Here is a 20,114-nt window from a genome sequence, read left to right on the forward strand (position 1 = left end):
AATATATTCGCAGTGCCGAGGCATGAATATGAACAGCCTAAGCATAGGAAGCCCATCAAAAGACACGACGAGCGAAAGCCTCTCGACAATGCTCGCCAGCGCGCGTCCAAGCCTCACGGACGCACTGGAAAACCAGAGCAGCAAGGCCGTAACCGACACCTATTCCATCAATGAATCCCTTTATGCCGCACTGAGCAACGCAACCTATACCAATCTCGGCCTCTTAAACAACATAGCCTCATCCAGCGCCACGACCGGCCCATCCCGATACGTCTTCGCGACATTGCAGTCCTTCGACATCGCGCAGCAATTACAGGCGTCTCAAAGCAACAACATCATGAGCCTCCTCGACCAATTCGGCGGCATCAGCGTGAGCGGCACCTATTATCCCAACCCAGAAGCCCAGTCCGAATCCTACATCAAGGCAGTGCTCAAGCGAAAAGGGAACAAGCAGATCAGAGAGGATCAGGCCGAGCAGGCGCAAAAGGAAAAGGAAGACGCCGAAGAAAAGGCGCGACAAGCGGAGACCGACGGCACGTCCGGCAGCGAGACCGCTTCGGACGCCGCCGGCAGCGACGAGACGACACAAGACGCCGCCGCCTCGAAGACGGAAGCCGCGTCGCCGGACGCTTCCCCGGCAAACGCAGCTCCACCCGAAACCTCCGGGCCGACGCCGACAACGGGACAGCCGGCCGGGACGGAAAACCCGCCGGAACAGACCGTGCCGGCAAGCACGGCCGATGCCGCAGACCCGCCGATCCAACCCTTGTCCGAAACCACGGCCGCCGGGATGCGGGCCGCGTCCCTCCCCGGCTACGCACCGGTCGATAGGCTCGTTTGACCGAAAGACCTCCCAGCCCAGACCACAAAAGCCCCCAGTGCCGCGTTGCGGCCAGCCTTGTGCGGGGGGACGCACGCTATGGCGAAAGCAGCACCTTGATGTCGCAGACGTTGGTGTTGGTGGGGCCGGTGACGAGCAGCGCGCCTACGGCCTCGAAATAGTGATAGGCGTCGTTTTCAGCCAGATACCGGGCCGCGTCCAGCCCGAGCCGCTGGCCCTCGCGCAGGATATCGAGCGAAGCGAACGCCCCGGTGGCGTCGGTCGGGCCGTCGGAACCGTCCGTGGAAGCGGCCAGGAACACGGCCTCCTCGGCGTTTTTGGCGTCCCGGGCCAGCCCCGCCAGAAAAGCCAGGGCCATTTCCTGGTTGCGCCCGCCCTTGCCGCTCCCGCGAAGCGTCACGGTGGTCTCGCCCCCGGCGATGACGCAGGCCGGGCGCGCAAGCGGCACGCCGTACTCGGCGATGTCCTTGGCCATGCCCAAAAACAGATGGGCCATCTCCCGGGCCTCGCCGGTCAGGTGCGAGGTCAGCACCACCGTGTCGTAGCCAAGCTCTTTGGCCTTGTCCCGGGAGGCGAGCAGCGCCTGGAAATTGGTGCCCACCAGCACGGTGCGGGTATGGGCGAAGGCCGGGTCGCCGGGCTTGGGCGTTTCCGGGGCGCGCCCGGCGGCGACGTCGAGCAACACGGCCAGGGCCTCGGGCGCGATCTTGCCGGCCACGTCGTAGCGGTCGAGCACGGCCAGGGCGTCGGCCGCGGTGGTGGGATCGGGCACGGTGGGACCGCTGGCGATGACATCCAGGTCGTCGCCCACCACGTCGGAAAGCAGCAGCCCCAGGCAGGCCGCCGGGGCGATGGCCGCCGCCAGCCGTCCGCCCTTGACCGCCGACAGCTTCTTGCGCACGCAGTTGATCTCCTGGATGGTCGCGCCGCAGGAGAGAAGCACCCTGGTGGTCTCCTGCTTGTCGGCGAGCGTCAGACGCCGGGCGGGCAGGGACAACGGCGCGGCCAGGATGGCCGACCCGCCCCCAGACACCGGCACGATGACCAAATCCTCCGGACCGGCCGCCTGGGCCATGGCCAAGATCTCGGCGGCCGCGGCCACGCCCCTTGCGTCCGGCACCGGATGGGCCGCCTCCATGAGATGGATGCGGGAAAGCTTCTCCAGATAGCCTTCCTTGACCGCCACCACCCCGCCGGCGATGCGCTCCCCGAGCAGCTTTTCGAGCCCCAGCGCCATGCGGGCCGAGGCCTTGCCCGCGCCCAGGACATAGATGTTCCTGAAGCGGGAAAGGTCGTATTCGTGGCACTCGGTTTCGGTGTGCACGCGCAGGATATCGCCAGTAAGCGACAGCACGCGCTCCATCATGGCCAGCGGGTCCACCCGGGCGAGTCCGGCCCGGAAAATGGCTTCGGCGTCGGCACGGCAATCACGCATCGCATCCCCTCCCCGCGTTTGCGTCGTCGAATCCACCCTGTCCTCTCTTCAAAAGACGTCCGCCCTCTTTCCGCCCTCACCGCAACAGAGCAATCGGCAACTCCCCAATACCCCATAAAAAGTTTTTGCGGGAGGGGGTCCGGGGGAGGGGGCTTTTTTCAAAAAGCCCCCTCCCCCGGGTATCCCCGTCCACCCCTTCCTGGCCAAAAGGCTTTTCTCGGCGTATCATTTCCGGACGGGCGTAAGCCCGCCGCACTCCAACCCGCCGAGGCCACCATGCCCTATCCGGAAATGACCCATCTCGCCTATAATCGCGACGTCATCGAAAACGACTTCATCTTCGGCACCCCGGACCGCGACGTCCCGGGAACCCCCGGCTATTGGCTGGCGCTTCGGGGCAACGAGATGGTCATGCGGCCGGCTTCCGGCGCGCTGGAACTCCCCTTCGGCCTGGAGCCGCTGCCCGGTCCCCACGCCGTCTCCCCGGTCTATGTCGGCACCTGGCAGGGGAGGCCCCTGCGCGCGGTCCGGCTCGAGCCCGAGGCCGCCATTCCCGAGCCTTTCGTGCCGGTTGCGGCCGGCTATCGCGGGGAGGCCCTCACCGAAGCCCAGATCACCCTATCCGGCCTGGCCCGGCAGGTGCTCCACTGGCGCGACCGCAGCCGCATCTGTCCGGCCTGCGGCGGCGCGCCCACGGAGATCACTGGCAGTTTCGGCGCGCGCTGCACGGTCTGCGCCCGGGAATATTATCCGCGCATCCACCCGGCCGTGATCGTGCTCATCCGGCGCGGCGACGAGGTGCTGCTCGTGCGCAAGCCCGACTGGCCGGCCGACCAGTACGGCATGGTGGCCGGGTTCGTGGAATTCGCCGAATCCCTCGAGGAATGCGTCGTGCGCGAAGTCCTGGAGGAAACGGGGCTGACCATCCGCGACCTGCGCTACGTGGGCAGCCAGAACTGGCCCTTCCCCAGCCAGATCATGGCCGGGTTCGTGGCCGAGTACGCCGGCGGCGAACTCGTGGTGGACAAAACGGAGCTGGAGACCGCGCAGTGGTTTTCGCCCGCCTCCCCGCCGCCAGGCCTGGCCCCGCGCACAAGCATCGCCCGGCGTCTCCTCGACCGCCACGCCCCGGAGCTGGTCGCCGCCGCCTCAAGACCTTAAAAACCCGCACCTTGCGACGGAAAATGCGTTGACAGTCCCGGTCGGCCCATATATAGGATCAATCAAGTCCTATTAATCCATATTGAGGTCGTCCATGCGCCTGACCCGAGCCGGCGAATATGCCATCCGATGCGTCCTGTACCTGGCCATGCACCAGGACCGGGCAATCATATCCCGCAAGGAAATCGCCGAAGCCATGGACATTCCGGCCCAGTTCCTGGGCAAGGTCGCCCAAAACCTGGCCCGGGCCGGCATCATCGCCATCCGCCAAGGCGCCCAGGGCGGCTACGAGATGGTCAAGGCCCCGGAAGCGGTGTCGCTGCTGTCCGTGGTCGAAGCCATCGACGGGGAAATCTTTTTAAACGACTGCATCCACCGTCCCGACACCTGCACCCGGCAGACCATCTGCTCGGTGCACCGGGTATGGGAAACGGCGCGCCGGCAACTGCGCGAAACGCTGGCCGACACGACCCTGGCCGCGCTGGCCCGGGAGGAGGAGCAGGCATGCGCCAAACGGCCTATGCGGCCGTCGCAAATAGACGGAGGCGGGTAAAAAATCGTCGTGAGGCTGGTGCATTTTCCCTGACGGGGTGTTAGGTACGGGCCAGGGTTTTTGAGGGCTCGCAATAAGGCCCGGGACAACCTGGCGCGGCCGCCGGGGAGGATGCAACAAGGGATTTTTCGATCAGACGGAGGAAAAGGAGACCGATCATGGACGTGTTATTGCTTTCCCGGTTGCAGTTCGCCTTTGCCACATTCATTCACTTTATCTTCGTGCCGCTCACGCTCGGACTCTCGTTCATCGTGGCGGTCATGGAAACGAAGTACGTGCGCACCGGCGACGAGACGTACAAAAAGATGGCCAAGTTCTGGGGCAAACTCTTTTTGATCAACTTCGCCCTAGGCGTGGTCACGGGCCTCACCCTGGAATTCCAGTTCGGCACCAACTGGTCGCGCTACTCGACATTCGTCGGCGATATCTTCGGTTCGCTCCTGGCCATCGAGGCCACGGCCGCCTTCTTTCTGGAATCGACCTTCGTCGCGGTCTGGGTCTTCGGCTGGAAGAAGCTTTCGCCCAAATTTCACGCCACCTGCATCTGGCTCGTGGCCTTCGCCGCCAACCTGTCGGCCCTGTGGATCATCCTGGCCAACGGCTTCATGCAGCACCCGGTTGGCTACGTGATCCAAAACGGCCGGGCCGAACTGGCGAGCTTCACCGACGTCATCACCAACGGTTACGCCTGGAACGAATTTTTCCACACCGTCACCGGCGCCTGGGCCCTGGGCGGCTTCTTCGTGGTGGGCGTGTCGGCCTGGCACCTGCTGCGCAAGCAGAACGTCGATTTCTTCACCAAGTCCTTCCGCATCGGCGCGGCCTTCGCCCTGATCTTCGCCCTGGTCGTGGCCCTGGTCGGCCACCGGCAGGGCAACATCGTGGCCGAGGTCCAGCCGGCCAAGCTCGCGGCCATGGAATCCCACTGGGAAACCCAACCCAACGCCCCCATGTACCTCGTCCAGGTTCCCGATCCCGAAAACGAGGGCAACAGCATCCAGTTCGGCAAGATCCCGAGCATCTTAAGCATCATGGCCTTCAACAACCCCTCGGCCGTGGTCAAGGGCCTCAAGGACTTTCCCAAGCAGGACCGCCCTCCCGTCACCCTGACCTTCTCTGCCTTCCGCCTCATGGTGGGGCTCGGCACGCTGATGATCATCGTGGCTATCCTGGCCTTTATCGCCCGCCATCAGCCGGTTGAATGCTCGCCCAAGCTGCTCAAGCTTTTCGTCTGGTGCATCCCCGTTCCCTACCTCGCCCTGCAGGCCGGTTGGGCCGTGGCCGAGGTCGGACGCCAGCCCTGGATCGTCTACGGCCTCATGCGCACCAAGGACGCCGTGTCTCCCCTGGCCACCTCCCAGGTCGCCATCAGCCTGGTGGCCTTCTTCGTGGTCTATATCCTGCTTGCGGCCATCGACATCTTCCTTCTGACCAAATACGCCCGCAAGCAACCGGCCTAAGGCCCCGACACGGGAACCGTAAGACGCAAGAAAGCCCGAACCCGGCCCGGCCGGTTTGACAGCAAGGAGAATGGCCATGGATCTCGGAACAATCTGGTTCATCCTTTGGGGAGTGCTCTGGGCGGTCTATTTCGTCCTGGACGGCTATGATTTCGGCATCGGCATCATCCGCCCCTTCTTCTCCAAAAACGATACGGAAACCCGTATCATGTACAACGCCATGGGTCCCTTCTGGGACGGCAACGAAGTCTGGCTCATCACGGCCGGCGGCGTGACCTTCGCCGCCTTCCCGAAAACCTACGCCATCATGTTTTCCAGCCTCTATACGCCGCTGATGCTGCTTTTATTCTCGCTGATCCTGCGCGGCGTCACCCTGGAATTTCGCTCCAAGGTCGACAGCGCCGGCTGGCGTAAGCTCTGGGACGCCTGCAACTTCCTGGGCAGCTTCCTGCCGGCCCTGCTCCTCGGCGTGGCCTTCGCCAACATCTTCATGGGCATTCCTCTCGACAAGGACGGCATCCTGCAGGGCAACCTCTTCACCCTGCTCAACCCCTACGGCCTGGCCGGCGGGCTGCTGTTCGTGTTCCTGTTCGCCCACCACGGCGCGCTGTGGCTGGCCCAGAAGTCCGAGGGCGAAATCCGCGAACGCGCGCTTCGTACCGCCGGCAAGCTCTGGCCGGTGGTGGCCGCGCTGGTGGTGCTGTTCCTCGTCATGTCCTGGTTCATGACGCCGCTTTTCACCAACTACCTCGTCCATCCGGCGCTTTTCATCGTGCTGCTCGTGCCGGTGGCCGGGCTGCTCTTGACCTGCAAGTACCGCCGCGAGGGACGTCCGCTGGCCTCCTGGGTCGGCTCGGCGCTTTTGATTGGCGGCGCGGCGCTCTTCGGCGTGTTCGGCATCTTCCCGGCCCTGCTGCCCTCGAGCCTCAACCCGGCCTGGTCGCTGACCATCGAGAACTCCTCGTCCACGCCGCTGACGCTTTCCATCATGCTCGGCGTGGCCCTGGTCTTCGTGCCCATCGTCATCATCTACCAGGTCTGGGCCATGCACCTGTTCCGTCATCCCGTGACCCAGGAAGACCTGGATTACGACGAAGCCTACTAGTCGATCGTTGCCTGCCCCCCTCCCTGCCGCCGTCGGGTTCGCCCGGCGGCGGTTTTTTGTTGGGGAAGAAGGGAGAGAGAAGAGAGATGATGCGAGAGGGGAAACCCTTTGAAAAGGGCAGTAGCCCCTCTCGCGCTCTCCCCTTTCTAAAGTTTTTTTCTTATTTTGATATTGACAATCATTATCATAAATAATAGGACAAATCCCAGCCCATCCGGGACATTATGCAACCACAACAAAGACGTACCGCGCAACACCCGATGCTCAAACCGCCCTATTTCGACGATCCCACCCAGTCCGACCGCAAGTCGCCGGAATCCGCAACCGGACGGGACACGGTCATGGCCGCCGTCCACGAACTGGCCGCCTCCCTTGGCCGGGCCATCGACGCCAAGGACCCGCACACCCTGGCCCACTCCGAAGAAGTGGCCGAAGTGGCCAGGGTCCTGGCCCGAAGCCTGGGCCTGTCCTCGCCCGAGGCCGACATCGTCCACGTGGCCGGCCATCTGCACGACATCGGCAAGATCGGCGTGCCGGACGCGGTGCTGTGCAAGCCCGGCCGCCTGACCGGGGCCGAGTGGGACCGCATGCGCGCCCATCCGGCCATAGGGGCCGAGATTCTAGCCCCCCTGTCCTGCCTGTCCGGACTCGGCGTGGTGGAGATGGTGGCCGCCCACCATGAACGTTTCGACGGCGGCGGCTATCCGCTGGGCCTTGCCGGCCGGGACATCCCCCTCGGCGCGCGCATCATCACCGTGGCCGACAGCCTGTCGGCCATGCTGCAAAGCCGGCCTTACCGCCCGGCCATGACGTTTGAGGCGGCCCGGGCGGAACTCCTGCGCTGCCGGGGCAGCCAATTCGATCCCGACGTGGTGGCGGCCTTCATGGCCGACCAGGCTGCCGTGCACCGGCTGTGCCAGCGGTTCCGCACCCAGGACGAGAACGGGGCGCTCGTGTAATGAAAACAAAAATCACAACCAAAATCGATAAAGCCCCGCGCCATCGCCCTGACCGGCCTGCGTCGGCTGATGGGCAATTCCCCATCAGCTCGCCCGCACCTTGTAACCGAAGGAAGGAGAGACTAGAACGCATAAAAAATAATAATTCATATTACTATTTATTTCCTCAACGTACCATGCTTATGGAGTAGACAGCATGCGACCCAAACATCTCCTTCTCGCCCTGGCGCTTTTTAGCGCCACCGCCCAGGCGGCCCTTGCCGCGACCGATGTCCGCATGGCCGGCGACGCCCGCGTCTACGGCGTCTTCTTCGCCAATCGCAACTTCACCGGCTGGGACGAAACCGGCACCCGGACCGAGGACCGCGCCACCTTCTGGCAGCGGTTGCGGCTGCGCAGCGATTTCATGGCCAACGAAAACCTCAAATTCCGCTTCGGCATGCGCATCGACGACGAGGCCTGGGGCCATGGCTACCTGACCGCCGCCAATCCCGAGGCCGCCATCGAGCCGTATCTGGCCTACCTCCAGTTCAAATGGCCCGGCACCGACATCGAGGTCACGGCCGGCTACCAGCCCCTGTCCATGCCCCATACCGAGGTCTTCTACGACAGCATCGTGCTGGCCGCCGACGACGGCGACCAGGCCAGCGCCGCCCTTTACGTGAACATCCCCGTCAACGAGCACTTCTCGGTCCAGGCCGCCTATGGCCAGCTGCTGGCCGCGGGCCGGACCTATCAGGAGACCACCACCCAGATCGGCGACGCCTTCGACATCTACCACCTCGCCCTGCCCGTGACCCTGGACGGTTTCTCGGCCACGCCCTGGGGCCTCGTCGGCGTGTACGGCAAGGGCTCCGACCCCGACGACCTCTTCGCCACGGGCCTGCGCTCGGCCGCAAGCTATCTGTCCACCACCGGCTATCCCTACAAGGACAACCAGAACGCCATGTGGTGGGCCGGTCTGGCCCTGACCGTGGACGCCGCCGATCCCGTCAAATTCTATTGCGACGGCATCTACGGCGACGCCGCCCCGGCCGACCGCGAACGCAACCGCCGTCGCGGCTGGTTCTTCGACGCCGGGGTCACCTATTCGGGCTTCGACTGGATGGTGCCCGGAGTCTTCGGCTGGGTAGCCAGCGGCGAGGATTCGAGCCTTGGCAACGGCAGCGAACGCCTGCCCGTCATCACGCCCAAATGGGGCCCCGGCACCTCGTTTCTTTTCGATAACGACCAGGAATTCAGCAACAATTCCATCGGCGTGGACCCGACCGGCACCTGGGGGCTGGCCGCGTCCCTGCGCGACATACGCTTCCTCGAGAAACTCGCCAGCCGGCTGACCGTGGCCGCCGTCGCCGGCACGAACAGCCCGGCCGGCCTGCGCAAGGCGGTTACTGCCAGCGGCGGCGTGGGCCAGTACGTCACCATGGGCCGCAATCTGGCCCAGGGCGAATGGCTCATCGGCGTCAACTGCGACAGCAGTTACGCCATCACCGAGCAGTTGAGCCTGACAGTGCAGACCGGTTTCGCCTCGCCACAAGGGCTCAAGACCAGCATCTGGGGGCACCGCTTCACCAATCAGGCCCAGGACGCCTGGATGGGCTCCCTGGGTTTCCTCTACACCTTCTAGCGATCTCGCGCCGGACCAGGAAGAATAATCCCACTTGACAAGACGTAAACAGGTGTTAACCATTACCCCATGGCTGAACGTATGGAATCCCCTCTGCGGCGGGAACAGATCGCCGAGGCCGCGCTGACGATCGTGGTCGAGCAAGGGCTCGGCGCGGTGACCGTCCGCCGGGTGGCCGAGGCGGTGGGCATCTCCGCCGCCGCCCTGTACCGCCACTACAAGAACAAGGGGGACATCCTCGCCGCCGTGCTCGAAGAGCACCACGAAATGGCCCTCGCCAACCTGCGCCAGGCCAAGGCCCAGGGGGAAACCCCCATGGATGCCCTGAAGCTGATCTATCTGGGCATCATGAAACTCGTGGTCAAGTACCGCGCCCTGCCGGTGATATTTCTTTCGGATGTCCTGTGGTTCGAGGAACCGCGCCTGCGTGAACTCAAGCTCAAACACCACAATACAGTGCGCGAAAGCCTTCTCGAAATCTTCAAACAAGGGCAGGCGCAAAAGCAGATTCGCAGCGACATCCGTCCGGAAGAACTCTTCGTGCATTTTCTCGGATTGATCGCCATGCCCGCCCTTATTTGTGTGCGTGATGTCCAGGACGTGGACATGCCGCGCCAGATCACCGCCAATTGGGAGCTTTTCATCCATGCCGTTCGGGTTTGATTTTTTTTCCCCGTCAGGTGAACATCCGTTTACTCGCAAGTCTGATCGCCGGGGCACCTGCATCGCCGGTCTGGCCGTGGTGCTGCTCGTCGCCGGCCTGGCCCCGGCCTTTGGCGATCAGGCGACCGTGGAGACGGTCTACGCCAAGTACGGCGACCGCATGCCCGTCACCAACGCCCAGGGCGACGCCCGGGGCGAGCTGGCCGTGTACAAGGCGCCGGCCGACGCGCCCCGCGTCGACTGCCGGAAATTGACCGGGCCGCGCGGCATGGTCGCCCTGGTCTTCGGCCAGTCCAACGCCTCCAACACCGTGGACCCCGGCTACGGCGCGACCCAGGCGGTCTACGCCTACCAGGGCGGGGAATGCCTCAAGGTCCGCGATGCCATCCCCGGGGCCTCGGGTTCCAAGGGAAGCGCCTGGGGCAGGCTGGGCGACCTGCTCGTGACCAGCGGCCTCTACGACACGGTGCTTTTCGTGGACATCGCCCGGGGCGGTTCCTCCATCCTCAACTGGGGCTCCAAAGGCAGTCTGCATGCCCTGCTCGACGGAACCATCGAGGACATGCGCGCCCACGGCCTTGTGCCGACCCATGTCTTTTTCCACCAGGGCGAGGCCGACTGCGCCCTGGGCCTGACGCGGTCGGAATACCAGGTCGTCCTCGAATCGGTCCTCGACGAGGTGCGCCGGCTGGCTGGTCCCAAGCCCGATATTTTCGTTTCGCGGGCCTCGCTTTTCCTGGACCCGACCGCTTGTCGCGACACGCGCAATCCCGTCTGCTACAAGTCCTGCCCGGCCATCACCGCCGCCCAGACCGCCGTGGTCAATCCGGCGCGCGGGATTTACGCGGGCCCCAATACCGACCTTATCGTCCCCTGGTTCGACCGCAACGATGGATACCATTTCACCGCCCAGGCCGCCGACCGATTCGCCGCCGCCTGGATGCCGCTTCTGGCGGGTGGTGAAGCGGCCAACCAGCCCCTGCAATAACCATTCGTCGAACAACCAAAGCGCCCTGCCCAGGAGGACTGTGCCCGGCGCTTTTCCCGGAGGACTCCATGACCGCGTTTACGCTCCCGCAAACCGCCCTTCGCGGGCTCATCCTTGGCGTGTTGTGCGCCCTTTGCGCCGGCCTCTCCGGTTGCGCCACGGACAGTTCCGGACAGGAGACGTCCGCCAAGGCCCCGCCGCCCCCGGAAATCGTGGCCTATACCGTCAAGCGCGCCGATATTCCCCTGCACATGGCCTACATGGGCCAGACCGCGGGTTCGCGCGAGGTCCAGGTGCGGGCCCGGGTGGGCGGCATCCTGTTGCGCCGCAACTATGAGGAAGGCCAGCCCGTGCGCCAGGGCGACCTGATGTTCGAGATCGACCCCGCCCCCTACCAGGCCGCCCTGGAACAGGCCAAGGGTGCGCTCGGCCAGACCGAGGCCACCCTGACCCAGGCCGAACGCGACGCCAAGCGCATGGAAACGCTCTACAAGGGCGATGTCGTGGCCAAAAAGGACTTTGACGACGCGAGGACCACCCTGGATTCGGCCAAGGCCGCCGTGGAATCTGCCCGGGGCAAGGTGCGCGAAGCGTCGCTGAACCTCCAATGGACCAAGGTCACGGCCCCTATCTCCGGTCTCACCAGCAAGGAGACCAAGTCTGAAGGCAGCCTCATCAGCACCACCAGCGACAGCAGCCTTTTGACCACCATCAACCGGGTCGATCCGCTCTACGTCAACTTCTCCATGTCCGGGCCCGAGATGCTGCGCCTGCGCAAGGATCTGGCCGCGGGCAAGGTGGTCATCGGCGCGGGCGGCGATTACGTCGTGCGCCTGGTCCTGCCCGACGGCAGCGTCTACAAGGAGCCCGGCCGCATCAACTTCACCGACACCCAGGTCGACTCCACCACCGGCGTGGTCAAGGTCCGGGCCGAGTTCAAGAATCCCGACGGCGCGGTGCTGCCGGGCCAGTTCGTGCGGGTGCGCCTGGAAGGCGCCCACTACAAGGACGCCCTGGCCGTGCCCCAGGGCGCGGTGCTCAACACCCAGCAGGGCGCCATGGTCTGGGTCCTGGACGCCTCCAACAAGGTCTCGCCCCGGCCCATCGTGCTCGGCCAGTCCGTCGGCAACGACTACCTGGTGGATAAGGGCCTGATAAACGGTGACCGCATCGTGGCCGAGGGCATCATCAAGGTGCGCCCCGGCATGGTCGTGCGCGTGCGCCAGGAGAATGCGCCCGCCCAGGCCGAGGGATCGGGCAAGCCCACCGCCCAGGCGTCCGCCGACAAGGCCGAAGCCTCCCAGGCGACCAAGGAGCCCCGTTCATGATCTCACGGTTTTTCCTGGGGCGTCCGGTTTTTTCCATCGTCATCTCGCTGGTCATCGTGCTGGCGGGTCTGGCGGCCATTAAAAACCTGCCCATCGCCCAATATCCGGACATCATTCCGCCGGAAGTCAACGTCTCGACCTCCTACCCCGGGGCCAGCCCCGAGGTCATCGCCGCGACAGTCGCCGCGCCGCTCGAACAGCAGATCAACGGCGTGGACAACATGCTCTACATGCGCTCGACCAGCTCCGGCGACGGCTCGCTGTCCATGGCCGTCACCTTTGCCGTCGGCACCGATCCCGACCAGAACACCATCAACGTGAATAACCGCGTCCAGGCCGCCCTGACCACCTTGCCCGCCGAAGTGCAACGCCAGGGCGTGACCGTGCGCAAACGATCGTCCAACATCCTCCAGGTCATTGCCTTCGAATCCCCGACCAAGCGCTACGACGCCGTCTACCTCAGCAACTACGTGCTGGTGAACGTCCTCGACGAGCTCAAGCGCCTGCCGGGCGTGGGTGACGCCTCCATCTTCGGGGCCAAGGACTATTCCATGCGGGTCTGGCTGCAGCCGGACAAGCTGGCCCAGCTGGGGCTCACGCCGGCCGACGTGGCCGCCGCCATCCAGGAACAAAACGCCCAGTTCGCCGCCGGCCGCATCGGCGCGGAACCGACAGAGTCCGAAAAACCGGTGGCCATCAACTACATGGTCACCACCAAGGGCCGGCTGCTCACCCCGGAAGAATTCGGCAACATCATCCTCAAGGCCCAGCCCGACGGCTCGGTGCTGCGCTTAAAGGACGTGGCCCGGGTGGAACTGGGGGCCAAGGATTACTCGTCCATTTCCAAGATCTCCGGCAATCCGGCGGTCAACATTGGCATCTACCTGTCCCCGGGCGCAAACGCCCTCAATACGGCCGACCTGGTCACGGCCAAGCTGGCCGAACTGTCCAAGCGCTTCCCGGACGGCATCAGCTACAAGGTGCCGCTCGACACCACCACCTTCGTGCGCGTGTCCATCGAGGAGGTCATCCACACCCTGGTCGAGGCCATGATCCTGGTCTTTTTCGTGGTGTTCATCTTCCTGCAGAACTTTCGGGCCACGCTCATTCCCTGCCTGGCCGTGCCGGTCTCCATCATCGGCACCTTCGCCGGCATGTACGCCCTCGGATTCACCATCAACACGCTGACGCTGTTCGGCATGGTGCTGGCCATCGGCATCGTGGTCGACGACGCCATCGTGGTGCTCGAAAACGTCGAGCGCATCATGAGCACGGAAAAGCTCCCGCCGAGGCAAGCCACGGCCAAGGCCATGGAGGAGGTGACTGGGCCGGTCGTCGCCATCGTGCTGGTCCTTTGCGCCGTGTTCGTGCCGGTCGCCTTCCTCGGAGGGCTTACCGGCCAAATGTACAAGCAGTTCGCCATCACCATCGCCGTGTCGGTGGTCATCTCGGGTCTCGTGGCCCTGACGCTCACCCCGGCCCTTTGCGCCTCGCTTTTAAAAGCCGGGCATCAGGAACCCAACCGGGTCTTCCGGTCCTTCAACCGCCTCTTCGACAAGGTGACAAACGGCTATGCCGCCGGCGTGTCCTTTCTGCTGCACCATGTGGTCATGGCCCTGGTGCTCTTCGCGGTCCTGTGCGTCGGGGCCTTGTCGCTTTTCCGCATCGTTCCCGGCGGTCTGGTCCCGGACGAGGACCAGGGCTACGTCATCGGGCTCAACATCCTGCCGGACGGCACGTCGCTTCGGGCCACCGAGAAGATCGACGACGCCATGGACGCCATGAACGCCAAGGACCCCGTGGTGGAGCATCAGATCACCATCACCGGCCTCGATCTCCTGAGCTCCACCTACCGCTCCAACTACGGCACCCTGTTCATTCCGCTCAAGCCCTGGGACGAGCGCAAGAAAGCGGACGAAAGCTCGTTCGCCTTCGTCAAGCGCATCTTCGGGCGCGGCATGGCCCTGCCCAAAAGCATGACCCTGGCCTTCAACCCGCCGGCGATCACCGGCATGTCCAATACCGGCGGCTTCGAGGGCTACCTGCAAAATCGCGGCGAGGGCAACGCCCAGGATCTGGCCGTGATGACCGACAAGCTCGTGGCCGAGGCCAAAAAGGACCCGGCGCTCGGGCGCGTGGCCACCACCTTCGGGGCCAACGTGCCCCAGTTGCGCGTGGATCTCGACCGCCAGAAGGCCAAGGCGCTCGGCGTGGCCATAAGCGACGTCTACGACGCCATGCAGGCCACCTTCGGTGCCTACTACGTCAACGACTTCAACAAGTTCGGCCGCACCTTCCGGGTCCAGCTCCAGTCCGAGGCGAAATACCGCGACCGGCCGGAAGACCTGCGCGAGGTCTACGTGCGCTCAAAATCGGGCGAGATGATTCCGCTGACCGCGCTGGCCACCATCGAGAAATCCACCGGCCCCGAGGTCATGGAACGCTTCAACGTCTTCCCGGCGGCCAAGATCATGGGCCAGCCGGCCGACGGCCACACCTCGAGCGAGGCCCTGGCCGCCATGGAAAAAGCGGCGGCCAAGGTGCTGCCGGCGGACTACACCCTGGCCTGGACCGGTTCGGCCTATCAGGAAAAGGCGGCCGCCGGCTCCTCCATGCTCGTTTTCGGCATGGGCATCGTCATGGTCATCCTGATCCTGGCTGCCCAGTACGAACGCTGGACGCTGCCGTTCGCCGTCATCATGGCCGTGCCGTTCGCGCTGTTCGGCGCCATCGCGGCCGTGTTCGGACGGGGGCTTTCCAACGACATCTACTTCCAGATCGCGTTGGTCACGCTGATCGGCCTGGCGGCCAAAAACGCCATCCTGATCGTGGAATTCGCCGTGCTCGAGGTCAAAGCCGGCAAGGACCTGACCGAAGCGGCCCTGAGCGCGGCCAAGCTGCGTTTCCGGCCCATCATCATGACCTCTTTGGCCTTCATCCTCGGCTGTCTGCCCCTGGCCATCTCCACCGGGGCCGGGGCCAACAGCCGGCATGCCATCGGCACGGGCGTCATCGGCGGCATGCTCGGGGCAACCATATTGGCGCCCTTTTTCATCCCGGTCTTTTTCAAGCTCATCATGGGGCTTGGCGCGGCGGCGCGCCGGGCCTTCGGCGGACACGCCGACTCGGACGGACAGACCGGATAACTTCGCGATTCCCTCCTTGCCCCTTCGTGCGCCGGGCCACCTCCCCCCATAACGGCCCGGCGCACGATGTGGGCATTATCCCTTCATCCCGCCCGACCGGGCCGCTTCCACCCAATCGATCTCCCGACAGATGGAGTCGACCACATCCGGCATCTTGAGTTCCCCGGGCAGCACGCTCCAGGTGTAGGTCTCCACCTCCATGGACGCATCCGGGGCAAAACGCGGCAGGATGCGGGCCAGAAAATCCTGGGTGGTGGCGCACTCCGGCAGCTCGGCCACGAAGACCGGCAAATGGAAATGCACCCGCCAGGAGGCCACACCGCCCAACCGGGCGGCCAGGGCTTCGGGCAGGTCGTCAAAACGGCGAAGGCTCCCGTCGCCAAGCCGGGCCACGGCCTGATGCAGATAGACCGGCTCCACGAAGCGGGAAAGCCTTGAGAGCGCGCCGCCGTTAAGATGCAGCGCCGAGGACACCTGCACGTGCCCCACGGCAATGCCCGCCGTTGCGTAGGCCGCCAGCGACGCCTCCGGATCTTCGTACTGGAGCGCCTGATGGCAGCAGTCGTAGCAGACGGTGAGAAAGTCCCGAAACGCCCCGTCCGGGTCGAGGCGCTCAAAAAGCGCCACCATCTCCGGCGTGGTTTCGACCAGACAACCCGGTTCGGCCTCGACCGCCAACCGGATGGTCTTTCCAGTCTCCTGGCGCAGCCCGGCCAAGGCCTGCAAGGTGCGGCGCAGGACGGCCAGCGCCGTCGGCATGTCGCTTTCGGAAAATCCCCGCCGGAATCCCACCGGCACGGTGGAGATGGAGCCCCGGCCGCCCTCGGGCAGCCAGCCGGCCAACGTGCGGGCCAGACGCAGGGTGTAGGCGGCGCGCTCGGGATCGCGCCAGTCGGGCAGATAGACCGCTTCCTTGACCGGCGTATGGTGGAAGCGGCCGTAGGGAAAGCCGTTTATGGTGGTGACGCAAAGCCCCGCCCCGGTCAGGAATTCCCCAAAGCGCCGGGCGACGTCGGCTTCTTCCAGTTCACGGCTGGCCAGACCGGACAGGCGCAGCCCCACCGGAAACGGCGCGTCCGGCGAGAGCCGGGCCTTGACCCGGACAGCGTACCGCTCAAGCCCCTGTCGAACTTCCTCAAGCGTTTCACCAGGATGGATATTGGTGCAATAGGTCACCGGCGGCATATTCCCTCTCTTCCCCCAAAAGGGGTCCGGGGGAATCATTCCCCCCGGCAAGATGGTCCGGGAGGGGCTCCCCTCCTGGAAAGCATCTCCCGCGCGGCGGCGAGGGAAGCGGCATCGACTTCGTGGACCTCGACGCGGCGGCCTATGGCCGTGGGCAGGGTCAGGTGCAGCCGGCCGCCGAGGTGTTCGCGGAAGGCCTCGATGGCGGCGGCCATGTCGAGGTCGGCCAGGGCCGGATGCCAGACGGCAAGACCCAGTTTTTCCAAAAGATCGAGCACGGCGTCGGCATCGCCCCGGGGCAGCAGGCCGACACGCGCGGCGTAGAGCGTATCGAGGGCCATGCCCACGGCCACGGCCTCGCCGTGGCGCAGTGCGCCCCCGGTCGCTTCCTCCAGGGCATGGGCCGCCCAGTGGCCGAAATCGAGGGGCCGGGCCGAGCCCATCTCGAAGGGGTCGCCACCGGAAGCGATATGCTCCAGGTGGGCCACGGCGCAACGCCTGTCGGCCTCCTCCAGGGCATCGGAATCCAGGGCGGCCAGGCGTTGGGACAGTTCGCAAAGCCGGGCGAAAAAGGCCGCGTCGCGCACCACCGCCACCTTGACCGCCTCGGCCAGGCCGGAGCGGATCTCGCGGGCGGGCAACGTGGCGAGGAGGCCGTGGTCGTTTATAACGGCATACGGCGGAGCGAACGCGCCGATGTAGTTCTTGCGGCCAAAGGCGTTGACCCCGTTTTTGACCCCCACGCCGGCGTCGTTTTGGGACAGGGCCGTACTCGGCATGCGAATAAGCCGCACGCCGCGATGGGCCGTGGCCGCGGCGAATCCGGCCGCGTCCAGCACCGCCCCGCCGCCGATGACTACCAGGAAGGATTGCCGGCACAACTTCGCCTCGTAGGTGAGTTTCCAGACCGCTTCGACCACGCTGAAATCGGCCTTGGCCCGCTCGCCGCCGGCAACGACCAGGGGCGGCGCGACAAGGCGGATCACGGCGGCATGGGCGGCGCAGTAGGCCCGCGCCCGGTCGGCCAGGCCGGGCATGGCGGCGGCAAGGCCGGCGTCGATGACCAGCCCCACCCGATGGGGACCCTTGCCCGATCGGCCAAGGACCTCGGCCAGGGCGGCGTTTTCGGGATCAAAGGCGTCCCGGGTGAAAACGACGGGAAAATCGAACGCCAGGGCGATATGTTGTACGGTGGTCAGGGTCATGGGGAGAGGGATGGTTTGGGGGCGGCGGCCGGGAGCGTCAGGCCGCCTCGACCCGGTTGCGGCCGAGTTCCTTGGCCGCGTACATGGCCTGATCGACCCGGCCCATGAGTCGGTCCACGGTTTCTTCCGGAGCGGCCTCGACCACGCCGAAGCTGCACGAGAACCGGCCGACATCCGGCAGATCGAGCCCCAGCACCCGCTCTCGCAGGGTTTCGGCCAGAAGGTAGGCGTCGGCCAGGATGGTCCTGCGGCACAGAATCAGAAATTCCTCGCCCCCCCAGCGGCCGACCGTGCAGCCTTCCGGCATCGCCCCGCGCAGGGCGCCGGCCAACGCGGACAGCGTCCTGTCGCCGGCCAGATGGCCGAAGCGGTCGTTGATGCGCTTGAAATGGTCGATGTCGAGCATGATGAGGCTTACGGGCTCGCTGCGATCGTTAAGGGCCTGGCCGAGCAGCGCGTCGATGCGTTGCCGGTTGGCCAGCCCGGTCAGCATGTCCGTGGTCGACAGCCGCATCAGCTCCAGATTCTTGAGCGCCAGTTCGGCATGGGCCTCGGCCAGACGGTTCTGGGTGTCCTTGAGGTCGGAAATGTCCACGGCGATGGAATATTTGACCACCCGGCCATCGGGCCAGGTCATGGCGCGCACCTGCATCTGGTACCAGCGGTCGTCGACTTCGTTGAAATGCTCGAACACCAGGGTATTGCCGTTCGGCAGGCCGGCCGGCGTCAGCAATTCGGCCAAGCGGCAGTTGGTGCAGGGTTCGTCGCGCTCGTACAGGATCTTGTGGCAGGTTGCCCCGAGGTGCTTGCCGAACCGCTCGATATAGACCCGGTTACTGTAGACGATGGAATAGGTCGCGGCATCGACGACATAGATGCCAAAGGGAATGAGGTCGAAATGGCTTTCGAAAAGGGCGTTCTCCCTCATGCCCCCGCCTCCTCCCCGGCCAGACGCGGCAGGGTGACGACAATGGCGGTGTGTCCGGGGACGGACGCATCCAGGGTGATGTTGCCGCCGTGGGCCCGGGCGGCCAAGGCGGCGGAATAAGCGCCAAGGCCGGTGCCGCCCCGTTTGCCCATGGTGACGTATTTCTCGAACATCCGGCCGCGAATAGACTCGGGCACCTCGCCGGGATTGGCCACGACGATGCTGAGGCTGTCGGGCCGGGACAGGAGGTCCACGGCGATATCCTGGCGGGGAGGAGCGGCCTCCAGGGCGTTGATCAGGAGATTTTGCAGCATGGGGCCAAGGAGCAGCGCGTCGCCTTGATAGTCCAGGCTGTCCTGCGGGGTCAGGGGACGCCCGTCGAGGGACATGCGGACGACGCGTCCCCGCGCCACGGGCATGCTGGCGAGCCTGGCCACGGTGCGCCGGGTCAGGTCGGCCAAGTCCACCGGCTTGGGGACAAGGACGTAGGAACCGGTTTCCAGGCGAAAGAGCACCAGGGACTGGTTGAGCATCTCGAGCATGCTATGCCCGGCCTGCTCGATCAAGCGGACAACGTCGGCCGCCGGCTCGGGCAGGTCGTAGTTGTCGAGAAGCACCTGGGGCAGGCCGATCAGGGCCGAGAGCGGGGCCTTGAGGTCGTGGCGGGCGATGCGCTCCACGTGTTCGCGCAGCTCGATGTTTTCCTGGAGGATCTTGTTTCGGGCCGCCAGTTCCTTGTTGTTGATGGCCAGCTGGGCATGGGCCTCGGCCAGACTGTTCTGGGTCTCCTTGAGTTCGGAGATGTCCACGGCAATGGAGTATTTGACCACCCGGCCGTCGGGCCAGCCCATGGTCTTCTCCTGCATCTGGAACCAGTGCTCGTCGCGCTCGTTATAGTGGTCGTAGACCACGGTCACGCCGTTGGGCTTGCCCTCCGGGGTCAGCAGTTCGGGGATGCGGCAATGCAGGCAGGGCATGGCCTGGCCGTAGAGGACCTCATGGCAGCTGCGGCCTTCCACCACGCCCAAGGCGTCTCGAAAATGCTTGTTGACGAAGACGATCTCATGGGTCGCCACATCCACGACATAAATGCCGAAGGGAATGACGTCGAAATGCGTCTGCAACAGCGTGCTTTCGAGCATGGAGGCACTCATGGCAGGTATTTTTCCGCCACGGTTTCCAGGGTTTCGCGCAATTTCTCCAGCTTGACCGGCTTTAAGATGTATCCCTTGGCCCCGGCCTCGATGGCGTCCATGACCATCTGTTCCTGGCCGTGCGAGGTGACGATGATGATCCGCGCATCGGGGTCGGCGGCCATGATCAGGCGCGTGGCCTCGATGCCGTTTAATTCCGGCATGGTGATGTCCATGGCCACCATATCCGGCGCGACCGTGGGATAATCGGTAACGGCCTGACGCCCCGTGGTGGCCACCGCGGCCACCTCGTGTCCAAGCTCCCCCAGGAGCTTGACCATTTTTTTCACGGTAAGGCCGGAGTCGTCCACTACCATGACGCGAAGCCGTCTCATGG

17 protein-coding genes are annotated in these 20,114 nt (G+C 65.0%); 11 read left to right on the forward strand and 6 right to left on the reverse strand.

Annotated features, from left to right (window positions below; genetic code table 11):
- Positions 1-28: 28 nt before the first annotated feature.
- Complete coding sequence (locus K9F62_20455; protein UJX41022.1) at positions 29-841, forward strand: hypothetical protein; 813 nt, start codon at positions 29-31, stop codon at positions 839-841.
- A gap of 76 nt (positions 842-917) precedes the next feature.
- Here the strand turns inward: K9F62_20455 and K9F62_20460 are convergent, their stop codons facing one another.
- Positions 918-2,276 (reverse strand): glycerate kinase, encoded by a 1,359-nt coding sequence (locus K9F62_20460; protein ID UJX41023.1) that lies wholly within the window; start codon positions 2,274-2,276, stop codon positions 918-920.
- 276 nt (positions 2,277-2,552) lie between these two features.
- On the opposite strand from K9F62_20460, the gene nudC reads away from it, so the two are divergent.
- The 10 genes from nudC (at position 2,553) to K9F62_20510 (ending at position 15,266) form a co-directional block, all read left to right on the forward strand.
- A complete protein-coding gene (gene nudC / locus K9F62_20465; GenBank protein ID UJX41024.1) occupies positions 2,553-3,437 on the forward strand; it encodes an NAD(+) diphosphatase in 885 nt (294 codons plus the stop codon).
- A gap of 94 nt (positions 3,438-3,531) precedes the next feature.
- Positions 3,532-3,990 (forward strand): Rrf2 family transcriptional regulator, encoded by a 459-nt coding sequence (locus tag K9F62_20470; GenBank protein UJX41025.1) that lies wholly within the window; start codon positions 3,532-3,534, stop codon positions 3,988-3,990.
- A gap of 158 nt (positions 3,991-4,148) precedes the next feature.
- Positions 4,149-5,450 (forward strand): cytochrome ubiquinol oxidase subunit I, encoded by a 1,302-nt coding sequence (locus K9F62_20475; GenBank protein UJX41026.1) that lies wholly within the window; start codon positions 4,149-4,151, stop codon positions 5,448-5,450.
- A gap of 76 nt (positions 5,451-5,526) precedes the next feature.
- On the forward strand, positions 5,527-6,555 hold the full coding sequence (gene cydB, locus K9F62_20480) for a cytochrome d ubiquinol oxidase subunit II (GenBank protein UJX41027.1): 1,029 nt from the start codon (positions 5,527-5,529) through the stop codon (positions 6,553-6,555).
- Between the two features lie 260 nt (positions 6,556-6,815).
- A complete protein-coding gene (locus tag K9F62_20485) occupies positions 6,816-7,514 on the forward strand; it encodes an HD-GYP domain-containing protein (GenBank protein UJX43268.1) in 699 nt (232 codons plus the stop codon).
- A 196-nt stretch (positions 7,515-7,710) separates the two neighbouring features.
- On the forward strand, positions 7,711-9,141 hold the full coding sequence (locus tag K9F62_20490) for an outer membrane homotrimeric porin (protein UJX41028.1): 1,431 nt from the start codon (positions 7,711-7,713) through the stop codon (positions 9,139-9,141).
- Positions 9,142-9,210: 69 nt separating this feature from the next.
- Complete coding sequence (locus K9F62_20495; GenBank protein ID UJX41029.1) at positions 9,211-9,804, forward strand: TetR/AcrR family transcriptional regulator; 594 nt, start codon at positions 9,211-9,213, stop codon at positions 9,802-9,804.
- Positions 9,788-10,792 (forward strand): hypothetical protein, encoded by a 1,005-nt coding sequence (locus tag K9F62_20500; protein UJX41030.1) that lies wholly within the window; start codon positions 9,788-9,790, stop codon positions 10,790-10,792. Before K9F62_20495 ends, K9F62_20500 begins: the two co-directional genes overlap by 17 nt.
- 68 nt (positions 10,793-10,860) lie before the next feature.
- Positions 10,861-12,120, forward strand: coding sequence for an efflux RND transporter periplasmic adaptor subunit (locus K9F62_20505; GenBank protein ID UJX41031.1), 1,260 nt, complete (start codon positions 10,861-10,863; stop codon positions 12,118-12,120).
- The gene (locus K9F62_20510) at positions 12,117-15,266 is read left to right on the forward strand and encodes a multidrug efflux RND transporter permease subunit (protein UJX41032.1); all 3,150 of its coding nucleotides are present in this window, start codon (positions 12,117-12,119) and stop codon (positions 15,264-15,266) included. The genes K9F62_20505 and K9F62_20510 overlap by 4 nt, the downstream gene beginning before the upstream one ends.
- Positions 15,267-15,341: 75 nt before the next feature.
- Here the strand turns inward: K9F62_20510 and eboE are convergent, their stop codons facing one another.
- From eboE to K9F62_20535, 5 genes are read right to left on the reverse strand one after another with little or no spacing between them, the layout of a single operon-like run.
- Positions 15,342-16,451, reverse strand: a complete 1,110-nt coding sequence (gene eboE, locus K9F62_20515; GenBank protein ID UJX41033.1) for a metabolite traffic protein EboE — start codon at positions 16,449-16,451, stop codon at positions 15,342-15,344.
- A gap of 35 nt (positions 16,452-16,486) precedes the next feature.
- A complete protein-coding gene (locus K9F62_20520; GenBank protein ID UJX41034.1) occupies positions 16,487-17,656 on the reverse strand; it encodes a 3-dehydroquinate synthase in 1,170 nt (389 codons plus the stop codon).
- A 37-nt stretch (positions 17,657-17,693) separates the two neighbouring features.
- On the reverse strand, positions 17,694-18,584 hold the full coding sequence (locus tag K9F62_20525; protein ID UJX41035.1) for a GGDEF domain-containing protein: 891 nt from the start codon (positions 18,582-18,584) through the stop codon (positions 17,694-17,696).
- Positions 18,581-19,738, reverse strand: a complete 1,158-nt coding sequence (locus tag K9F62_20530; GenBank protein ID UJX41036.1) for a PAS domain-containing sensor histidine kinase — start codon at positions 19,736-19,738, stop codon at positions 18,581-18,583. The genes K9F62_20525 and K9F62_20530 overlap by 4 nt, the downstream gene beginning before the upstream one ends.
- Positions 19,735-20,112, reverse strand: a complete 378-nt coding sequence (locus K9F62_20535) for a response regulator (GenBank protein ID UJX41037.1) — start codon at positions 20,110-20,112, stop codon at positions 19,735-19,737. Before K9F62_20535 ends, K9F62_20530 begins: the two co-directional genes overlap by 4 nt.
- Positions 20,113-20,114 lie beyond the last annotated feature (2 nt).

This window comes from Desulfovibrio sp. JY (assembly GCA_021730285.1).
Classification (GTDB): Bacteria; Desulfobacterota; Desulfovibrionia; order Desulfovibrionales; family Desulfovibrionaceae; genus Solidesulfovibrio.